General features: G+C 70.0%; 16 protein-coding genes. 7 read left to right on the plus strand and 9 right to left on the minus strand.

Annotated elements, in window-relative coordinates; translation table 11 throughout:
- Nucleotides 1–138 precede the first annotated feature (138 nt).
- Nucleotides 139–1,443: an NAD(P)/FAD-dependent oxidoreductase gene (locus BFF77_RS21785; protein WP_066952544.1), complete on the plus strand. Its 1,305-nt coding sequence runs from the start codon at nt 139–141 to the stop codon at nt 1,441–1,443.
- Between the two features lie 113 nt (nt 1,444–1,556).
- Here BFF77_RS21785 and BFF77_RS21790 read toward each other — a convergent pair whose 3' ends face one another.
- The 4 genes from BFF77_RS21790 to BFF77_RS21805 all read right to left on the minus strand — a co-directional run bounded on the left by BFF77_RS21790 (nt 1,557) and on the right by BFF77_RS21805 (nt 5,465).
- Nucleotides 1,557–2,549: a substrate-binding domain-containing protein gene (locus tag BFF77_RS21790; protein WP_066952504.1), complete on the minus strand. Its 993-nt coding sequence runs from the start codon at nt 2,547–2,549 to the stop codon at nt 1,557–1,559.
- A gap of 9 nt (nt 2,550–2,558) precedes the next feature.
- The gene (locus tag BFF77_RS21795) at nt 2,559–3,581 is read right to left on the minus strand and encodes an amidohydrolase family protein (protein ID WP_066952506.1); all 1,023 of its coding nucleotides are present in this window, start codon (nt 3,579–3,581) and stop codon (nt 2,559–2,561) included.
- Nucleotides 3,582–3,645: 64 nt separating this feature from the next.
- Entirely contained in the window at nt 3,646–4,347 is a 702-nt protein-coding gene (locus BFF77_RS21800) for a 4-carboxy-4-hydroxy-2-oxoadipate aldolase/oxaloacetate decarboxylase (RefSeq protein WP_066952509.1), read from the minus strand.
- Entirely contained in the window at nt 4,344–5,465 is a 1,122-nt protein-coding gene (locus BFF77_RS21805) for a zinc-dependent alcohol dehydrogenase (RefSeq protein ID WP_066952511.1), read from the minus strand. Before BFF77_RS21805 ends, BFF77_RS21800 begins: the two co-directional genes overlap by 4 nt.
- 129 nt (nt 5,466–5,594) lie before the next feature.
- Here BFF77_RS21805 and BFF77_RS21810 point away from each other — a divergent pair, with 129 nt between their 5' ends.
- Nucleotides 5,595–6,542 (plus strand): substrate-binding domain-containing protein, encoded by a 948-nt coding sequence (locus tag BFF77_RS21810; protein WP_066952513.1) that lies wholly within the window; start codon nt 5,595–5,597, stop codon nt 6,540–6,542.
- A 132-nt stretch (nt 6,543–6,674) separates the two neighbouring features.
- Nucleotides 6,675–7,139: an RpiB/LacA/LacB family sugar-phosphate isomerase gene (locus BFF77_RS21815; RefSeq protein ID WP_211280296.1), complete on the plus strand. Its 465-nt coding sequence runs from the start codon at nt 6,675–6,677 to the stop codon at nt 7,137–7,139.
- A 75-nt stretch (nt 7,140–7,214) separates the two neighbouring features.
- On the opposite strand, the gene BFF77_RS21820 is transcribed toward BFF77_RS21815, so the two are convergent.
- From BFF77_RS21820 to BFF77_RS21840, 5 genes are all read right to left on the minus strand, one after another.
- Nucleotides 7,215–8,069, minus strand: a complete 855-nt coding sequence (locus tag BFF77_RS21820; protein ID WP_066952515.1) for an alpha/beta fold hydrolase — start codon at nt 8,067–8,069, stop codon at nt 7,215–7,217.
- Between the two features lie 72 nt (nt 8,070–8,141).
- Nucleotides 8,142–8,975 (minus strand): 3-methyl-2-oxobutanoate hydroxymethyltransferase, encoded by an 834-nt coding sequence (locus BFF77_RS21825; RefSeq protein WP_066952517.1) that lies wholly within the window; start codon nt 8,973–8,975, stop codon nt 8,142–8,144.
- A gap of 86 nt (nt 8,976–9,061) precedes the next feature.
- The gene (locus BFF77_RS21830; protein ID WP_066952519.1) at nt 9,062–9,589 is read right to left on the minus strand and encodes a 3-methyl-2-oxobutanoate hydroxymethyltransferase; all 528 of its coding nucleotides are present in this window, start codon (nt 9,587–9,589) and stop codon (nt 9,062–9,064) included.
- Nucleotide 9,590: 1 nt separating this feature from the next.
- The gene (locus BFF77_RS21835) at nt 9,591–10,823 is read right to left on the minus strand and encodes an aromatic ring-hydroxylating oxygenase subunit alpha (protein WP_245703637.1); all 1,233 of its coding nucleotides are present in this window, start codon (nt 10,821–10,823) and stop codon (nt 9,591–9,593) included.
- A gap of 163 nt (nt 10,824–10,986) precedes the next feature.
- Complete coding sequence (locus BFF77_RS21840; RefSeq protein WP_425424413.1) at nt 10,987–11,301, minus strand: 2Fe-2S iron-sulfur cluster-binding protein; 315 nt, start codon at nt 11,299–11,301, stop codon at nt 10,987–10,989.
- Nucleotides 11,302–11,470: 169 nt separating this feature from the next.
- Between BFF77_RS21840 and BFF77_RS21845 the strand changes: the two genes are divergently transcribed.
- The 4 genes from BFF77_RS21845 (at nt 11,471) to BFF77_RS21860 (ending at nt 16,751) form a co-directional block, all read left to right on the plus strand.
- On the plus strand, nt 11,471–12,217 hold the full coding sequence (locus tag BFF77_RS21845) for a 2,3-bisphosphoglycerate-dependent phosphoglycerate mutase (protein ID WP_066952546.1): 747 nt from the start codon (nt 11,471–11,473) through the stop codon (nt 12,215–12,217).
- A 156-nt stretch (nt 12,218–12,373) separates the two neighbouring features.
- On the plus strand, nt 12,374–13,540 hold the full coding sequence (locus BFF77_RS21850; RefSeq protein WP_245703638.1) for a cupin domain-containing protein: 1,167 nt from the start codon (nt 12,374–12,376) through the stop codon (nt 13,538–13,540).
- Between the two features lie 268 nt (nt 13,541–13,808).
- On the plus strand, nt 13,809–15,308 hold the full coding sequence (locus BFF77_RS21855; RefSeq protein WP_245703639.1) for an ethanolamine ammonia-lyase reactivating factor EutA: 1,500 nt from the start codon (nt 13,809–13,811) through the stop codon (nt 15,306–15,308).
- A gap of 336 nt (nt 15,309–15,644) precedes the next feature.
- Complete coding sequence (locus BFF77_RS21860) at nt 15,645–16,751, plus strand: ABC transporter substrate-binding protein (protein WP_066952525.1); 1,107 nt, start codon at nt 15,645–15,647, stop codon at nt 16,749–16,751.
- The last annotated feature ends 22 nt before the right edge of the window (nt 16,752–16,773 follow it).

The following is a 16,773-nucleotide window of genomic DNA, read 5'->3' on the forward strand; positions in this document are numbered from 1 at the left end:
GGAGATCTTCGACCGGAGAGGACACCCGATGCCGCCCGAAGACCAGCGACGCAGCCCCCGACGGGACACGGAACGCGGGATGCCGGTCCCGTCCCGGTGTTCCTCCCGGCGTTTCCCGCACACCTCCCGGGGGTCGCGGTGAGCGGGGGGACCCTGATCGTCGGCGCGAGTCAGGCCGGGCTGCAACTCGCGGTGTCCCTGCGGCAGTTGGGTGACACGGCGCCGATCACCCTGATCGGCGAGGAGCCGCATCCGCCGTATCAGCGACCGCCCCTGTCGAAGGAGTTCCTGGCGGGCGAGGCGGACCTCGGGTCGCTGGCCTTCCGGATGCCCGGCTTCTACGAGTCCGCCGGCATCGACCTCATCTGCGGTGAACGGGTGACCGAGGTGTCCCTGCCGGCCGCCGGATCCGCCGGAGGGCGACCCGCGTCAACCGCCGGCGCATCCACCGGGTCCGGTGTCGCCACGACGGCCACCGGACGCACCCTGCCGTTCGGCCGGCTGGCGCTCACCGTCGGTTCGGCGCCACGACGGCTCGCGGTGCCGGGCTCGGACCTCGACGGGATCTGTGTGCTGCGGGACCGTGACGACGCCGCCCGGCTGCGGTCACGGCTGCTGACCGCCTCCCGAGTCGTGGTGGTGGGCGGAGGATTCATCGGGCTCGAGGCGGCGGCGGTCGCCAGGGCGCTCGGCAAGGACGTCACCGTGGTCGAGGCCGCGCCCCGGCTGCTCGCCCGCGCCGTGGCGCCCGTCCTCTCCGAGTTCTATCTGCGGGCGCACCAGCGCCGCGGGACGCGTGTCCTGCTCTCGGGCGCCGTGACCGCGTTCTGCGGTACGGACGGTCGGGTGACCGGCGTGGACCTGGCCGACGGCACACGGCTGCCCGCCGATCTCGTCCTCGTGGGTGTCGGTGCCGTCCCGCGCACCGAACTCGCCGAGCGGATAGGACTGGAGTGCGAGGGCGGCATCGTCGTCGACGCGGACGCCCGTACCAGCGATCCGGCGGTGTGCGCGGCGGGTGACTGTACGGTGCAGCCGCATCCGACGACCGGGCTCGGCAGGGTACGGCTGGAATCCGTGCAGAACGCCGTGGCCCAGGCCACGGTGGCGGCGGCGACTCTTCTCGGCAGACCGGCGGGCCCGCGCGCGGTGCCGTGGTTCTGGTCGTACCAGGGCGATCTGAGGCTCCAGATCGCCGGTCTCTCCACCGGATACGACGACTGTGTGGTGCGCGGCGAGCCGGACAGCGAGCGCTTCTCCGTCCTCTACTACCGGGAGGACCGTCTCCTGGCGGTCGACGCCGTCAACAGCCCGGCCGACTACATGGCCGTACGCGGAGCGCTCACCCGGGGCGCCACCGTCGAACGCGGCGCGGCGGCCGACACGTCGGCCTCCCTGAAGTCGCTCCTGGCCGCCCGCGCGGACGTGGTGCTGCCGACCTGACGGCGGCGGCGCCGACAGGGCCGGCCCCGTCCTCCGAGATCCGGGGACGGGGCCGGCCCCGCGTCACATCCATGCGCGATATACGCCAAATGCCATGTGCCGTACGCCGTACGTCAGATGATCGCCGCTTCCAGTGACTCCGGCGCGAAGAGTTCCTCCGGTGTCCACAGCCGCTCCGAGAGACCCTGCTCAAGGTGGTAGCGCAGAAAGGTGGCCAAGGTTTCGCGGTTGTCCCGGATCCCGTAGGACCAGTAGTCCCTGCCGAGCAGGGCACGGGCCTCCTCCAGCTGCGGAATCAGCCACGGCAGCATGAAGCGCAGCGCCGACGTGTCGTACAGACTCGCGTACGCCTCGTCCCTGGCGGTGGTCAGCGCCTTGGTGAGCGACTGCGCCACCCACGGAAAGCGGTCGTAGACATCTCGTCTGATCACCACCACATGCATGATCGGAAAGATCCCGGTCGCCCGGTAGTACTCCTTCTCGCTGGAGACGACATCGGTGAAGACCCGCCGCACCCGCGGGTCCCCGGCGGCGAACGGGCCCGGGACGCGCGGTGTGCACAGCGCGTCGATCCCGCCCTCGGCCAGCATGGCGGAGAGCGTCCTGTCCTCGGGGATACGGCTGATCCGTACCGTGTCCGGGAGGGCGACGGCCGCCTTCTCCACCCGGCCGGCCGTCTCCTGGCCGCCGGTGAGATGGGTGACCGAGTCGAACGGCACCCCGTGCCGGTCCCCCAAAATGCCCCGCATCCACACACAGGCGGTGAGCTGGTACTCCGGAGTGCCGACGCGTTTGCCGCGCAGGTCCTCGGGCGAGGAGATCCCGGAGTCGGCGTGGCAGTACAGCGATCCGTGCCGGAACATCCGGGAGGTGAAGACGGGCAGCGCCACGAAGGGAGGCGGATCCGCGCGCAGGGAGAGCACGTACGAGGAGAGCGACATCTCCGCCACCTCGAACTCCTGGTGGCGCATCATCCGGAAGAAGGTCTCCTCGACGGGCAGCCGCAGATATGTCAGGTCGACACCGTCGGGACGGACCGTGCCCTCGGCCAGGGCCCGGGTACGGTCGTAGTCGCCGCAGGCGAAGGTGAGACGCAGTCGGGACATGGTGGAGGACTACCTGCCTTCCGCGGTCAGCCGGGCGTCGAGTCGCGGATAGACACGCCTGGCGTTCGCCTCGAAGACCTTGCGGAGCTCACGCTCGGAGAGCCCCGTACGGTCGAGAAGGCGTTTGGTGTCGTCCCAGGCGACACCCGTCTCCGGATCGACGCCGCGGACGGCGCCGAGCATCTCGGACGCGAAGAGGATGTTGTCGGCGCCGATCACCTGGCACAGCAGGTCGATCCCCGGCTGGTGGTAGACACAGGTGTCGAAGAAGACGTTCTCCCGCAGCAGTTCGGCGGGATCCGGCCGGCCGAGCCGGACGGCGAGACCGCGGTAGCGGCCCCAGTGGTACGGCACGGCGCCGCCGCCGTGCGGTATCACAAAGCGGAGCCCCGGGAAGCGGGCGAACAGATCACCCTCGACGAGCTGCATGAAGACCGAGGTGTCCGCGTTGAGGTAATGGGCTCCGAGCGTATGGAAGTTCGGGTTGTGGGAGGTGGAGACATGGATCATCGCCGGGACGTCCAGCTCCACCATCGCCTCGTAGAGCGGGAACCAGTACGGGTCGGTGAGCGGCGGCGAGGTCCAGTGGCCGCCGGACGGGTCGGGGTTGAGACTGCAGCCGACGAACCCGAGTCCGGTGACGCATCGGCGCAGCTCCGCGACCGAGTCGTCGAGCGGGCCTTCCGGCACCTGCGGCAGCTGGCAGACGCCCGCGAAGTGCCGCGGGAACAGACCGACCACACGGTGGACGAGGTCGTTGCTCACCCGTGCCCACACACGGGCCGTGGCCGGATCGGGCACATGGTGCTCCATCCCCGAGGCCTTGGGCGAGAACAGCAGCAGATCACCGCCGCGCGCCCGGAGCACCTTGAGCTGGTTGTTCTCGACGCTCTCCCTGATCTCGTCGTCGCCGATGACGGCGGGCAGCGGCAGGGGCAGGGCGGTGTCCCGGAGCCGGGCGAGTTGCGCGTCGCGGAACCGCTGGTGCCCGGGCGGCGTGGTGGTGTAGTGGCCGTGACAGTCGATGATCATCGATGTGTGGTCCTCGTCCTCGTGTCCTCGTCGCCCGGCTCGTTCCCGTCGCCCGGCCCGCGCTTCAGGCGCCGGGTGCCCGGCCGGGTGCCTGATCGACATACGTCAGTCCCTTGCGTGCCAGCCGTTCGCGCATGGCGTGGACATCGAGGCTGAGTTCCCCGCGTTCGTACCGGGCACGGGTGGCGGCCTCCTTCTCCTCCCGTACGCGCGACGCCTCCAGCACCCGGGCGGCGTCGAGCCGGGGCACGACCACCACACCGTCGTCGTCGGCGACGATCACATCGCCGGGCTCCACCCACTGACCGCCGCAGACCACCGGGACATTGACATCGCCCAGGGTCTCCTTCACGGTGCCGTACGCGCAGATGTGCCGTGACCACACCGGGAAGCCCATCCGCTCCAGCTCGGCCACATCGCGGCAGCCGGCGTCGATGACCGCGCCCCGGACACCGCGCGCGGCGACGGCGGTGGCGAGCAGTTCACCGAAGTAGCCCGCCTCGGAAGGCGAGGTGGGCGCGACGACGAGGACGTCCCCTTCCCGGCACTGCTCCACCGCGACATGGAGCATCCAGTTGTCCGCCGGCGGCACACTGACCGTCACCGCCGTGCCCGCGATACGCGCGCCCCGGTAGACCGGGCGCAGGGCCGGTGACAGCAGTCCGGTGCGTGACCGCGCCTCGTGCACGGTGGCCACACCGTACGCGGCGAGCCCGTCGGCGCTCGCCCGGTCCGCGCGGCGGGGATGGCGCACCACCATGCTCATGCCGCCGCCTCCGCCCAGGGCAGCAGGGACACATGGACGACGCCCTCGCCGTACTCACCGCCGACGGTTCTGATGGCACGGTCGGTGTCGGCGAGGCCGAAGCTGTGGGTGCTCAGCCGCTCGAGCGGGAAGCGGCCCGAGGCCAGCTGTTCCAGGGCGAGTTCGCAGGAGCGGTAGCTGTGGCCCCGGGCGCTTCTGACGCTGATGGACTTCTCGGTGATCTTCTTCAGCGGGAAATCGGGGAACGCGGCCGGCTCGCCCTGGACCACCATCGTGCCCTCCCGGCGCTTGAGCGCGTCGACACCGAGCAGTACGGGCGCCGTGCCGGCACCGGCGGTGCAGTCCAGCACCACGTCGACGCCCCGGCCGCCGGTGATCTCCAGCACCCGGGCGAGGGCGTCCTCCTCGCGGACGTCGATGACATGGTCGGCCCCGAGCTCCCTGGCCAGGGCCAGCCGCGCGGCGTCCCGGGTGGTGCCGGTGACGATGACCAGTGCGGCGCCCGCCTGCTTGCAGGCGACGACCTGGGACAGGCCCTGCTGTCCGGGGCCCTGGATGAGCACCGTCGAGGCATAGCCGACACCCGCGGTGACCAGGGCCCACTCGATGCCGTTCGACAAGGGCGTGACCAGGCCCGCGAGTTCGGCGGAGACACCGTCCGGCACCCGGTGGATCACCGCGTTCCACGGCAGATACAGATACCGCGAGAACCCGCCCCAGAGGTGGTATGGATTGTCCGCCGAGGTGTAGCCGTAGCGGCGCGCGTCGGGATTGGTACGCCAGTCGGTGGCCTCGCAGTGGCGGTACTCGCCCCGGTGGCACCACTCGCAGCGGAAGCATCCGACATAGTGCTCGACGAAGACGCGGTCGCCCTCGGCGAGCCCCCGGCGCGCGGTGAAGACCGGGCCGGCCGCGGCGATCACACCGACGTTCTCATGGCCCATGATCACCGGATCGCCGAACGGCGGCTTCGCGTACATCTTCACGTCCGTGCCGCAGATTCCGGCGACCTCGACCTTGAGCAGTGCCCCGTCGTCGGGAATGTCCGGCATCGGGAACTCACGCAGCTCGGTCGTGCCCGGCGCGGTCCTGACCGCCGCCAGCACCTGCTCCGCCATGGTTTCTCCTCACCCTCGGGGACCGTCGGGCGGTCACACTACTCTATGGACTGATGGACTGACCATGGTACCTTTCGGCCGTCAGTCCATCACGAGTGGAGCCGCCACGAGAGAGCCGGAGCAGACACCATGACCGTGTCCCAGCTCAGGACCGTGACCCGTACCCAGGGCAACAACGAGGCGCTGAGGACCGGGGAGGTGACACCACGGGGCTTCCGCTTCGCCTTCGAGGAGGTGCCCGTACTGGTCCACGCCTTCCGGCGCATGGTCCGCGACCTGGAGTTCGACATCAGCGAGATGGCGCTGACCACCTATCTGGTGGCCAAGGCCCACGGCGTACGGTTCACGGCGCTGCCCGTCTTCCTCGTACGGGGCTTCCACCACGGCGCGATCCTCCATGATCCCGCGTCGGGCATCCGGAGCCCCAAGGATCTGGAGGGCCGGCGGGTCGGTGTGAACCGCGGCTACACCGTCACCACCGGCGTCTGGGCGCGGGCGGTCCTGCGCGAGGAGTACGGAGTCGGTCTCGACCGGGTGCGGTGGGTGCTGTCGGGCGACGAGCACGTGGCCGCGTACCGGCCTCCGGCGAACGTCGAACCGATGACGGGCCCGCGCTCGCTGGAGGAGCGGCTGACGGACGGCGAACTCGCCGCCACGATCGGTGTGAACGCCACGTCGTCCCGGCTGTCACCGCTGATCGCCGATCCCGAGGAAGCGGGCTTCGCGGCCCTGCGCGAGCGCGGGTTCTATCCGATCAACCATCTCGTCGTGGTGCGGGACGACCTGCTCGCCGAACGGCCGGAGCTGGGCGCGGAGATCTTCGACGCCTTCGCCCGTGCGAAACGCCTGTACGTCGGCCGTCTGCGCGACGGATCGCCGGCGAGCCCCGGCGCGGCCGACCCGATGTACCGGCGCGTCATGGAAGAGACCGGGGCCGATCCGCTGCCGTACGGCATCGAGCCGAACCGGGCGGTGCTGGAGACGCTCGTACGTCACGCGGTGGACCAGCGGATCCTCGACCGGCCGCCGGTGCTGGAGGAACTCTTCGCCGAAAGCACGCGCGATCTGACCGCCTGACGGCCGGTCGCAGACCCGCCGCGGCGGCCGCTCCCGGCATGACCCGCGCCGATCCGACCCGTCCCGGCAGAGCCGTCCCCACAGCAGCCCCGCAGCAGCCCCGCAGCAGCCCCGCAGCAGAAGGAGAGACCCATGCACATCGTCATCGCCGCGGATCACAACGGTGTGGTGCTCAAAGGCCGTCTCACAGCTTGGCTGGCGGCACACGGCCATACGGTCGACGACCGCGGCGCCTACGGGGACGCCGAGCAGGTCGTGGACTATCCGCCGCTCTGCGCCGATGTCTGCTGGCAGGTGACGAACGGGCCGGCCGACCGGGGGATCGTGCTGGGCGGCAGTGGACTGGGCGAGACCATCGTCTGCAACAAGCTTCCCGGGGTACGGGCCGGGCTCTGCCACGATCTGTGGAGCACCAGGATCTCGCGCGGCAACAACGACTCCAACGTGCTCGTGCTGGCCGCGAAGGTGCTCGCGCCCGAGACGGCGGAGGAGATCGTGGCCGCGTGGCTGGAGACGCCGTTCAAGGGCGGGATACATCGGCGGCGGCTGGACCAGATCGAGGCGATCGAACGCGGCGGCGGGGCGCGGGCGTTCTGACACCGCCCGCGCCCCGCGCCCTCGCGCTCTGAGCGGAGGCGGACCGCGGGGTTCGCAAGCGTACGGCCGGGGACGCTACTCCCCCGCCCCGGCCAGGAATTCCAGCACTCTCGCCGGTGCGCTCGTCTCCGTCTGCTCCGTCACGGGCACGTTCCAGTACTCGGCCAGCGGCAGGCACTCCTGGAGATACCGGGCGGCCGACGGCGCGTGCGAGTCGTCCTGTCCCGGCACCACGAGCGCCGGGACGTCGAGTGTCAGCAGGTCCTCGGGCTCGGGGCCCGGCACCGTGTCACGGTCGAAGAGCAGCCGCGCCATGCCGGTGACCATCACCCGGTACCGCTCCGGGTCCATCCGTACGTACCGCTCGGCGAACGCCTCGTCCCGGCGGATGACACCCGCCCACGGGCCCACCCGGGGATCCGCGGTGAATCCCGAGCCGGTGCTCCGCGCCAGTTCCGCCACGCCGGCCGTACCGTACCGCTCGGCATGGGCCAGGTGCCGCAGAAACCGGTCGTGCTGCTTCATGCGGTACTTCACCCCGCCCGCGGGTGAGTAGAGCACCATGCTGAGCACCCGCTCGGGGCGGGTCACCGCGAGCACCGCCGCGGTGGAGCAGCCGACGCAGCCGCCCATCAGATGTGCCCGCTCGAACCCGAGAAGGTCGAGGAGTCCCGCACCCTGCGCCGCGTAGTCGGCCCAGGAGACCCGTTCCAGCCGGCCTCCGGAGCGGCCGGACTCACGGCGGTCGAAGGTGACGCAGGTGTAGCGCTCGGTGAGCCGGTCCAGCAGGCGCAGCCGCCGGTAGATCCCGGTCTCGCGCCAGCCTTCGAGCGAGGAGTCGAAGCCCCCGGGTGAGAACATCAGCAGCGGAGGGCCGGAGCCGGCCACCTCGTAGCGGGTGGAGATCCCGTCGATGACTGCGGTGGGCATGGGCGCTGTTCCTCTCGTGGTTCCCTGTCCTGCCCTGTCCTGTCCTGTCCTGTCCTGCCCGGTCAGGTCAGGTCAGGTCCTGGGCGTGACGGAGATGCCTCCGGCGATCTGCCGCGCGGCCCGGACGTCGCCCGCGTACGCGGTGATCGCGTCGAGCGTGATCCGGGCGACGTTCGCATAGGTGTCCGGCGGGTCGTCGAGCGACGAGGCGGCGTAGCCGATGGCCGCGTTGACCATGCGCATACGGCCGTCGAGCCAGGGGCCGCCGCCGAATCCGCCGACGACCGGAATGGAGACCGCCTCGGCGACGGCGGCGCCCACGACCGGGCCCGAGTTGGTGAAGTTGAGCAGGACGGCGCCCGCCTCCTCCAGCCGCCCGGCCTCGGCGACCAGCGCGTCCTTCATCGCCACCGGCACCTGGTCGGCGGCGGAGGGAATCGCGCTGTACTCGACTCCGTAACGCAGAGCGGTCTGCGGTGTGATGCCGAACTGCGCGAACACCGGAATGCCCGCGCGGGTGATGGCCGTGACCGCCTCGGGGAAGTCCGAGGCGCCGTCCAGCTTGACCATGTCGACGCCGGCCTCCTTGACGAACCGGATCGCCGCGCGGACCGCGCTGTCCGTGCCCTCCTGGAGCGGACCGAACGGGAAGTCCACGCTGACGAGCGCGCGGCGCACCCCGAGGCGCACCGCCCTGGTGACCACGAGCATCTGCTCCATGGTGACCTCGAAGGGATTGGAGTGCCCCCACAGATTGACCCCGACCGTGTCACCGACCGAGACGAGGTCGACACCGGCCCGGTCCACGATCCGTGCCATCTGGTGGTCCCAGGCCACCACACCGACGATCTTGCGGCCTTCCTCCTTCATCCGCTGGAGCGAGCGCGGACTGATCTTGTCGGTCATGATGCCTTCGTCTTCCCGGTCGTCGTCGGACGGATGAAACGCGCGCGGATGGAAAAGGACCCGGCCCGGACACGAGCGGACAGGCCCTAGACCCGGAGCGCCGTGAGCAGTTCGAACACATCGCTCTCGTCCGCGGACAGCAGCAGCACCCGGGCGTACGGACGCAGCGCGGCGACGGCGTCGCCAGCCTCGAAGCCGTCGCCGAGCACCACCCCCGCGGTCGTGATGCCCTTCCTCCCGCAGAGCCGGCCGATCGCGGCCGCGGCGGCCCGGCCCCCGTCCTCGGTGGCGAGGACGACCACCACATCGGTGTCCGTCAGCACCTCGTCGAGCCGTACGGACGGACCGTCAAGTTCCCGCAGCGGCAGTTCGCCACCGGGACCCGCACCGCCGGGATCCGCACCGCCGGGGCCGCGTCCGCTCCGGTTCGCGTAGAAGCGCGCGTGCCGCCAGCCGCGGCCCGCCAGGCGGTTCGCGACCCCTTCGGCCCGCTCGTCCAGGGCGATCACCCGCGCGGCCCTGGCCGGCGCGATGGGCGCGCGGATCCGGAACCGGGACTCGCCCGGCGCGGTCGCCCGCGCGCATTCGCTGAGATGTGCCGACGGCGCCGTCATGTCAGACCGACGACTGCGGAACGCCGGGAGCCGACTTGACCGCGTCACGGCAGGAGTCGAGGAAGGACTCGGCCTGCGGCAGCACCACGGCCGCCGAACGCACCCTGTGATGTGCGGGATCCACTCCGGGCGGTGTCACACCCTGGTCCCGCAGCGCTATCGCGGCCTTGCGCAGCTTCTGCCGGGCCTTGATGATCCCGCTGTCGGCCGGGACCAGACGCTCCCTGGTCCGGTCCACGATCGGTCCCATGCTCTCCTGGAGCGAGGCGTCCTGCATGGCGATACCCGCGACGCCCGAGTAGGTGTCACCGCGCTTCTGTGCCTCGCGGTCGATCAGATAGTCGTTGTCCATATTGGCCTCGGGCCGGTAGGTGCCCGGGATGTTCTTGCTGTGCACACCGTGTCCGTCGATCATGGCCTGGCGCTCGGTGTCGCTGAGCGGGCGGACCGGGTGGTAGTCGAACGAGTAGGTCCAGCAGTTCTCGTCGTCGACCGGTACCCAGAAGTGGCCGTGGATCGGATGGTCGCCGCGCGGCGGCACCATGGTGAAGTTGGGCATCACCCACGGTGTGATGCGCCAGTAGTAGGTGCCCTCCTCGGCATTGCGCCGGGCGCCCACGAAGAGACCGCCGTCGCTGTCGGCGACCTCGAAGAACGGCTTGGTGTCGTTCATGTTGTACTCGTTGCCCTTGGCGCCCCGGAACAGCGGATCGGTCTTCAGTCCGCCGGAGTGCAGGAACGTGACATGACTGGAGTCGATACCCCCCTCGAACGCCTGGAGCCAATTGCACTGCTGCCAGCGCTTGGAGGTGTACGTCTGCTCCGGCGGCACCTGGGCGAACTCGAACTCGGGCAGCGCGGGCCGGGTGGCCGCGTCCCCCATATGGGTCCACAGCACATCGCCCACCTTCACCAGCGGATACGACGTGAGCTGCACGTTCCGGCAGAAGCTGCTGTTGTCGGCCTCGGAGGGCACCTCGACACACTGCCCCGTGACGTCGTACTTCCAGCCGTGGTACGGGCAGCGCAGCCCGGATCCCTCGTTGCGGCCGAACCACAGCGAGGCACCCCGGTGCGCGCAGAACTCGTCGACCAGCCCGTACCGTCCCTCGCTGTCCCGGAAGGCGACCATGCGCTCCGAGAGCAGCTTGACGCGCACGGGCGGGGAGTCGTTCTCCGGCAGTTCCTCGGCCAGCAGCGCCGGGATCCAGTACTGCCGGAACAGCTCCCCCATGGGTGTCCCGGGACCGGTCTGCGTGAGGAGCTCGTTGATGTCTTGTCTTAGCACAGCCGTTTCCCTTTCAGGTACTGAACCGCACCGCGATGGCCTCGGTGGGGTGCGACCGCCGGCACGGCGGCTCGGGCGCGGTGTGCGGCACGGACGCGCGAAAGCGCCGTCAGGGCTGCACGGGAGGTATGTCGACGGTCAGCCCGTCCAGTTCCGGTGTGACCCGGATCTGACAGGAGAGGCGGCTGGTGCTCCTGCGGTCGGACACGCCCATGTCGAGCAGGTCGTCCTCCATCTCGCCCGGAGGGCCGACCAGCGGCGCGAACTCCTCCCGCACCCAGACGTGGCAGGTGGCACAGGAGCAGTTGCCCCCGCACTCCGCCACGATCCCCGGGACGCCGTTCCTGACCGCGGCGGCCATCACCGAATCACCGGCCGTCGCGTCGACGGTGTGTTCGGAACCGGCGCTGCCGACGAAGGTCACCTTGGGCAAGGTCCACTTCCTCTCAAGGCTGGTCTCTACCGAAGCGACGGACGCGGCATCAAGCCATCCCGCCCTTGGTCCGACCATTAGACCAGATCACTGACCGGTGAACAAGCAAGTGAACGAGAAGGTGGCGTGACCACCGGGGGGCGTGGTCACAATCGGGGCCATGCACACCCTGATCCTGCTCCGCCACGGCGAGAGCGAGTGGAACTCCAGAAACCTCTTCACCGGCTGGGTCGATGTGGATCTGACGTCACACGGCGAGGAACAGGCGCGCGAGGCCGGCCGGTCGCTGCGTACGGCCGGACTGCTCCCGGACGTGGCGCACACCTCCGTACTACGGCGTTCGGTGCGCACCTGCACACTCGCGCTGGCGGCGCTCGGCCGCCCGCGGGTGCCGCTCACCCACGACTGGCGGCTCAACGAACGGCACTACGGCGCCCTTCAGGGCAGGGACAAGAGCGAGGTGCTGCGGGAGTACGGCGCGGAACGCTTCCGGCTCTGGCGCAGGTCGTACGATCTGGCCCCGCCGCCGCTCCCGCCCGGCGGGGAGAACGCGGGGCCTGCGCCGCGGACCGAGTCCCTCGCCGATGTCAGCGCCCGGCTGCTGCCCCACTGGCACGAGGCGATCGCCCTCGACCTGCGCGCCGGGCGGACCGTTCTGGTCGTGGCGCACAGCAACTCGCTCCGCGCGCTGGCCGCCCATCTCGACGGGCTGGACCACGACGAACTGATGGAACTCAACATCCCCACGGGCATTCCCCTGCACTACACGCTCGACGAGCACCTGGCGCCCGTCGTGCGCGGAGGCCGCTATCTCGATCCGGACGCCGCGGCCGAGGCCGCCCGTGCGGTGGCGCGGGAAGGCCGGCGGGACACACGGACGGCCGGACGGACCGGGACAGGGCCCTGACCTGCGCGCTCGGATCCGCCCGGGTCGTTGACACGAAAAAACCGTGGACTTATGGTTCTACCAATCCAGATACGGTTCCACCGGCCCGCCTTCCCGGCTCCCGCGACACGGCCGGTCGGGACCTCTGCCGCCACCTCCGTGGCACACAGAGCCGACGTGGCACACAAGCCGACAGGAAAGGCCGTGGTAATGGCCAAGGACGCGATCGTCGACGACAAGCTGGCGGCGAAGTTCGCCACCGAGAAGGACTCCCCGTACACGCGCTGGGTCGCCGCGGAGGGACTGGACATCATCTCCGCCCACTATGTGCCCGATCTGCGTACGGTCGAGCTGAGGCCGTGGGAGCGGCGCGGCGGCCGAGGTGTGTTCATCAACCACGAGGCGACCCGTACGTCGAACGACTGCTATGTCTGCGAGATCCCCGCGGGCGGTGAACTGGCACCGCAGCGGCAGCTCTTCGAGGAGATGATCCTCGTCCTGGACGGACAGGGCTCGACCAAGGTGTGGAACGACGCCGGGGCGGAGGTCACCTTCGAGTGGCAGGCGGGATCGATCTTCGCCGTCCCGCTCAACGCCCATCACCAGCACTTCAACGGTTCCGGGCTGAAGACCGCGCGCTTCGTCTCCTCGACGAACATGCCTCCGGTCATCAATCTCTACGACGACGTGGACTTCGTCTTCCACACACCCCACGACTTCCCGGACCGCTTCAACGGCGAGCCGGACTACTTCTCCCCCAGGGGCGAGCAGAAGGGGCTCCTGCTGGACACCAACTTCGTCGCCGACGCGGTCAATCTTCCGCTGATCGAGGCGAAGGAGCGCGGCGCGGGAGGCGGCCACATCCGCTTCGCGATGGCCAAGGGTTCGATGAACAGCCATATCTCGCAGTTCCCGACGGCCACCTACAAGAAGGGGCACCGGCATGGTCCCGGCGCCCATGTGATCATTCTGTCGGGCGAGGGCTACAGCCTGATGTGGCCGGAGGGCGAGGAGCCGCAGCGCTACGAGTGGGGTCCCGGCTCGTTGATCGTGCCTCCGAACATGTGGTTCCACCAGCACTTCAACACCGGCGCCGAGCCGGGCCGCTATCTCGCCTTCAAGCACGAGGTGGTCTCCATGCGCAACGCGCAGGGCGTGCCGAAGGCCTGGATCAGCCGGCGCATCGGCGGCGACCAGATCGACTACGCCGACGAGTCGCCGCTGGTGCGCGAGACCTTCCGGGAGGCGCTGGCCAAGCACGGCATGGAGCCGCGGATGGACGAGGTGTACGCGGCCGAGCTGCCCACGCTCGCGCCCGGGCCGCAGGACCCGGTCACCGGCTGACAGGCCTTCACCACGCGTGCGGCCCGTGTCCCTCACGGGCACCGGCCGCACGTCCGCGTACGGGCGCGGACTCGACCGCCCGAGCCGTGCCGCGATCACGACGAGGAGCACCATCGTGAGGCACGCCGGGCCGCCCAGCGCCCATCACCACGACCACGACCACCCGCGGCACAGCCACGGCCATTCCCGACACAGCCACAGCCACAGTGGCGTTGACGGTGACGACACACGCGCGGTCTTCTCCGCGCATGCCCCCGACCATGATCATGTGCACGACGACGAGCCGCTGGGCGAGCTGGAGGAGAACCCGATCTGGCAGCAGGACAACGTGCTGCTGCACAGCGTCGGCATGGACATCGGCTCCTCCGGCACCCAGGTCGTCTTCTCCCGGCTCCGGCTGCGCCGTATCGGCGAGGATCTGACCAGCCGGTACATCGTCGTGCGCCGGGAGACCCTCTACCGCTCCCCCGTCACCCTGACTCCGTACGCGAGCGACGAGCTCATCGACGCCGGGGCACTGGGCTCGATCATCGACCGCGCGTACCACGACGCGGCCGTGGAGCCCGCAGCCATGGACACCGGTGTCGTGATCCTGACCGGGGAGGCGCTGCGCCGCCGCAACGCCGAGGCCATCGCGGCTCTGCTGGCCGAGCGCGGCGGCGAACTGGTCACCGCCGGCGCGGGCCACCACATGGAGGCCATGCTCGCCGCGTACGGCTCGGGCGCGGCGAAGGTCTCGTACGACACCGGACTGCGCGTGCTGGTGATCGACATCGGTGGCGCAACGACCAAACTGGCGGTGCTCGACCGGGGCGAGGTGGTGTCGACCGCGGCGCTGGACATCGGCGGGCGGCTCCAGGTCATGGACGCCGCGGGCCGTGTCGTACGGCTCGATCCGGCCGGCCGCCGGCACGCGGCCAGGGCGGGCTACTCCTGGGAGCGCGGCGATCTCGCGCGTCCCGACGAGACGGAGAAGGTCGCCGAGGCGATGGCGGACGCGCTGGTCGCGGCCGTCACCGGCGATCCTCCGTCTCCGGACGTCGCGGAGCTGTTCCTGACGGCGCCGCTCGCGCCGGCCGGCGCCGTCGACGCGGTGATGTTCTCGGGAGGAGTGGCCGAGTACGTCTACGGCCGGCAGAGCGAGGGGTTCGACGATCTCGGACGGCCGCTCGGCCTCGCCGTGCGCCGCCGGGTGGACTCCGGTGCGCTGCCCTTCCCGTTGCTGCCCGCGGGCGAGTGCATCCGTGCCACCGCGCTCGGCGCCTCGGAGTACAGCGTCCAGCTCAGCGGCAACACCGGTTTCCTCTCCGATCCCGGCGCGCTTCTGCCGCTCCGTAACCTTCAGGTCGTACGGCCGGTCCTCGCGCTCGGGGAGAGTGTCGACGCGGCCGCGGTCGAGGCCGCCGTGCGCCACCGTCTCGACACTGTGGACACAGTGCGCGAAGACGTCGACATCGCTCTCGCCGTGCCGTGGAGCGGACCGCCGAGCCATCGGCGGCTGCTGGCCTTCGCCCGCGGCCTGCGGGACGCCCTGGCCGAGCGCACCGCCCGGGGAAGGCCCGTGCACATCGTGCTCGACGGCGATGTCGCCATGACGCTCGGCAGGCTGCTCCGGGACGAACTCGGTGTCCGCGGCGCGCTCCTCGTCATCGACGGGCTGCGGCTGAGGGACTTCGACCACATCGACATCGGACGGGTGCGCCATCCGTCCAACACGGTGCCCGTCACGATCAAGTCACTGGTCTTCAGCGCGGATCCGCGCCTCTGAATCCTCGGATCCGTGCGTCCGAGACCTTGCGACGCCGGGGGCCGATCGCGGGATACAGCCCTGTTCAGAGGCGCGGCAAGGGGCTTGGCAGAAGCCCGCGATGTGTCCGAAAGTCAACGGGTCGACCTTCCGACAATACGTCGGTAACAATAAGGTAACACCGATGTCGCATGGTTAGACCATAAGACCGAACCTGGTGTTTCATGCAGGAACCCAAGCGGCAACGCTCGGACATCTCACCGCATGAACAGCCCGCCGTCCGGTCCCCTCCCTTACTGCCCGCGCCTCACCGCCCGCCGATGAGGGCCGCGACCGGCTTCGCCACAGGAGTGTGCGATGCGACATGGTGCTCTTACGGCCGGCCTTCTGGCCGCCGGTCTGATCCTCACGGGTTGCGGTTCCTCTCCCACGACCCGGTCTCCCGGCGGCTCCGCCGGATCCACCGACCCCTACGCCGACTACGCCTCCCTGACCGGGAAGGCGCGTACCGACCGGCTGCTCGCCGACGCGAAGAGCGAGGGCGCGCAGCTCGACCTGTACACCTCGAACACCGACATCCAGGACCTGGTCGACGGCTTCAAGAAGGCCTATCCCGACATCAAGGTCAACGCCTTCCGGGCCAACTCCGAGACGGTCCTCCAGCGGATATCCCAGGAGAACCAGGCCAACAAGCCGCAGAACGACGTCGTCGACACCAATGACCTCGAACTGCGCGCGCTGGACAAGCAAGGCCTGCTCACGCCCTACACCGGACCGTCCGCGGCCGGTCTGAAGGACGCCGCGAAGGGTCTCGGCGGCTGGACCGCGGAGCGCTTCAACGCGTTCGTCATCGGCTGGAACACCAACCTCGTCAAGGAGGGCCAGGGTCCGAAGAGCTTCGCCGACCTCGCCGATCCGAAGTGGAAGGGCAAGCTGTCCGTCGAGATCGGCGACTGGGACTGGTACGCGTCGATGCACACGTACCTCACCGAAGAGCAGGGCATGGGCCAATCCGATGCCGACGACCTCTTCAAAAGGATCGCCGCCAATGTCAAGGTGACCAAGGGCCACACGGTGCAGGGCGAACTGCTCAGTGCGGGACAGTTCGCCGTCGCCCTGTCCGTATACAGCCACACCGTCGACAAGGCCGCCAAAAAGGGCGCGCCCGTGGCATGGCGGCCCGTGGTGGAGCCAGTGATCCTGCGACCCAACGGAGTCGGCCTCATGTCCCGGCCCAGGCATCCCGCCGCAGCGCTGCTGTGGACCGACTGGGTGCTCAGCGACGGACAGAAGTCGATCGCCGAGTCCCTGCGCATCCCGGCGGCCTCCTCCGTCCCGGGCTTCAAGGACCCGATCCCGGCCGGCACCACCACCTACAGCCTCTCGAAGACCGCCGAGATGGACGGCACCAAGTGGAGCGCCGACTATGACGCCCTGCTGCGTGGCGTTCCCAAGGCCGGCTGACCCACTCACCGTTTGCACCTCT

This window comes from Streptomyces lushanensis (genome assembly GCF_001700515.1).
GTDB lineage: Bacteria > Actinomycetota > Actinomycetes > Streptomycetales > Streptomycetaceae > Streptomyces > Streptomyces lushanensis.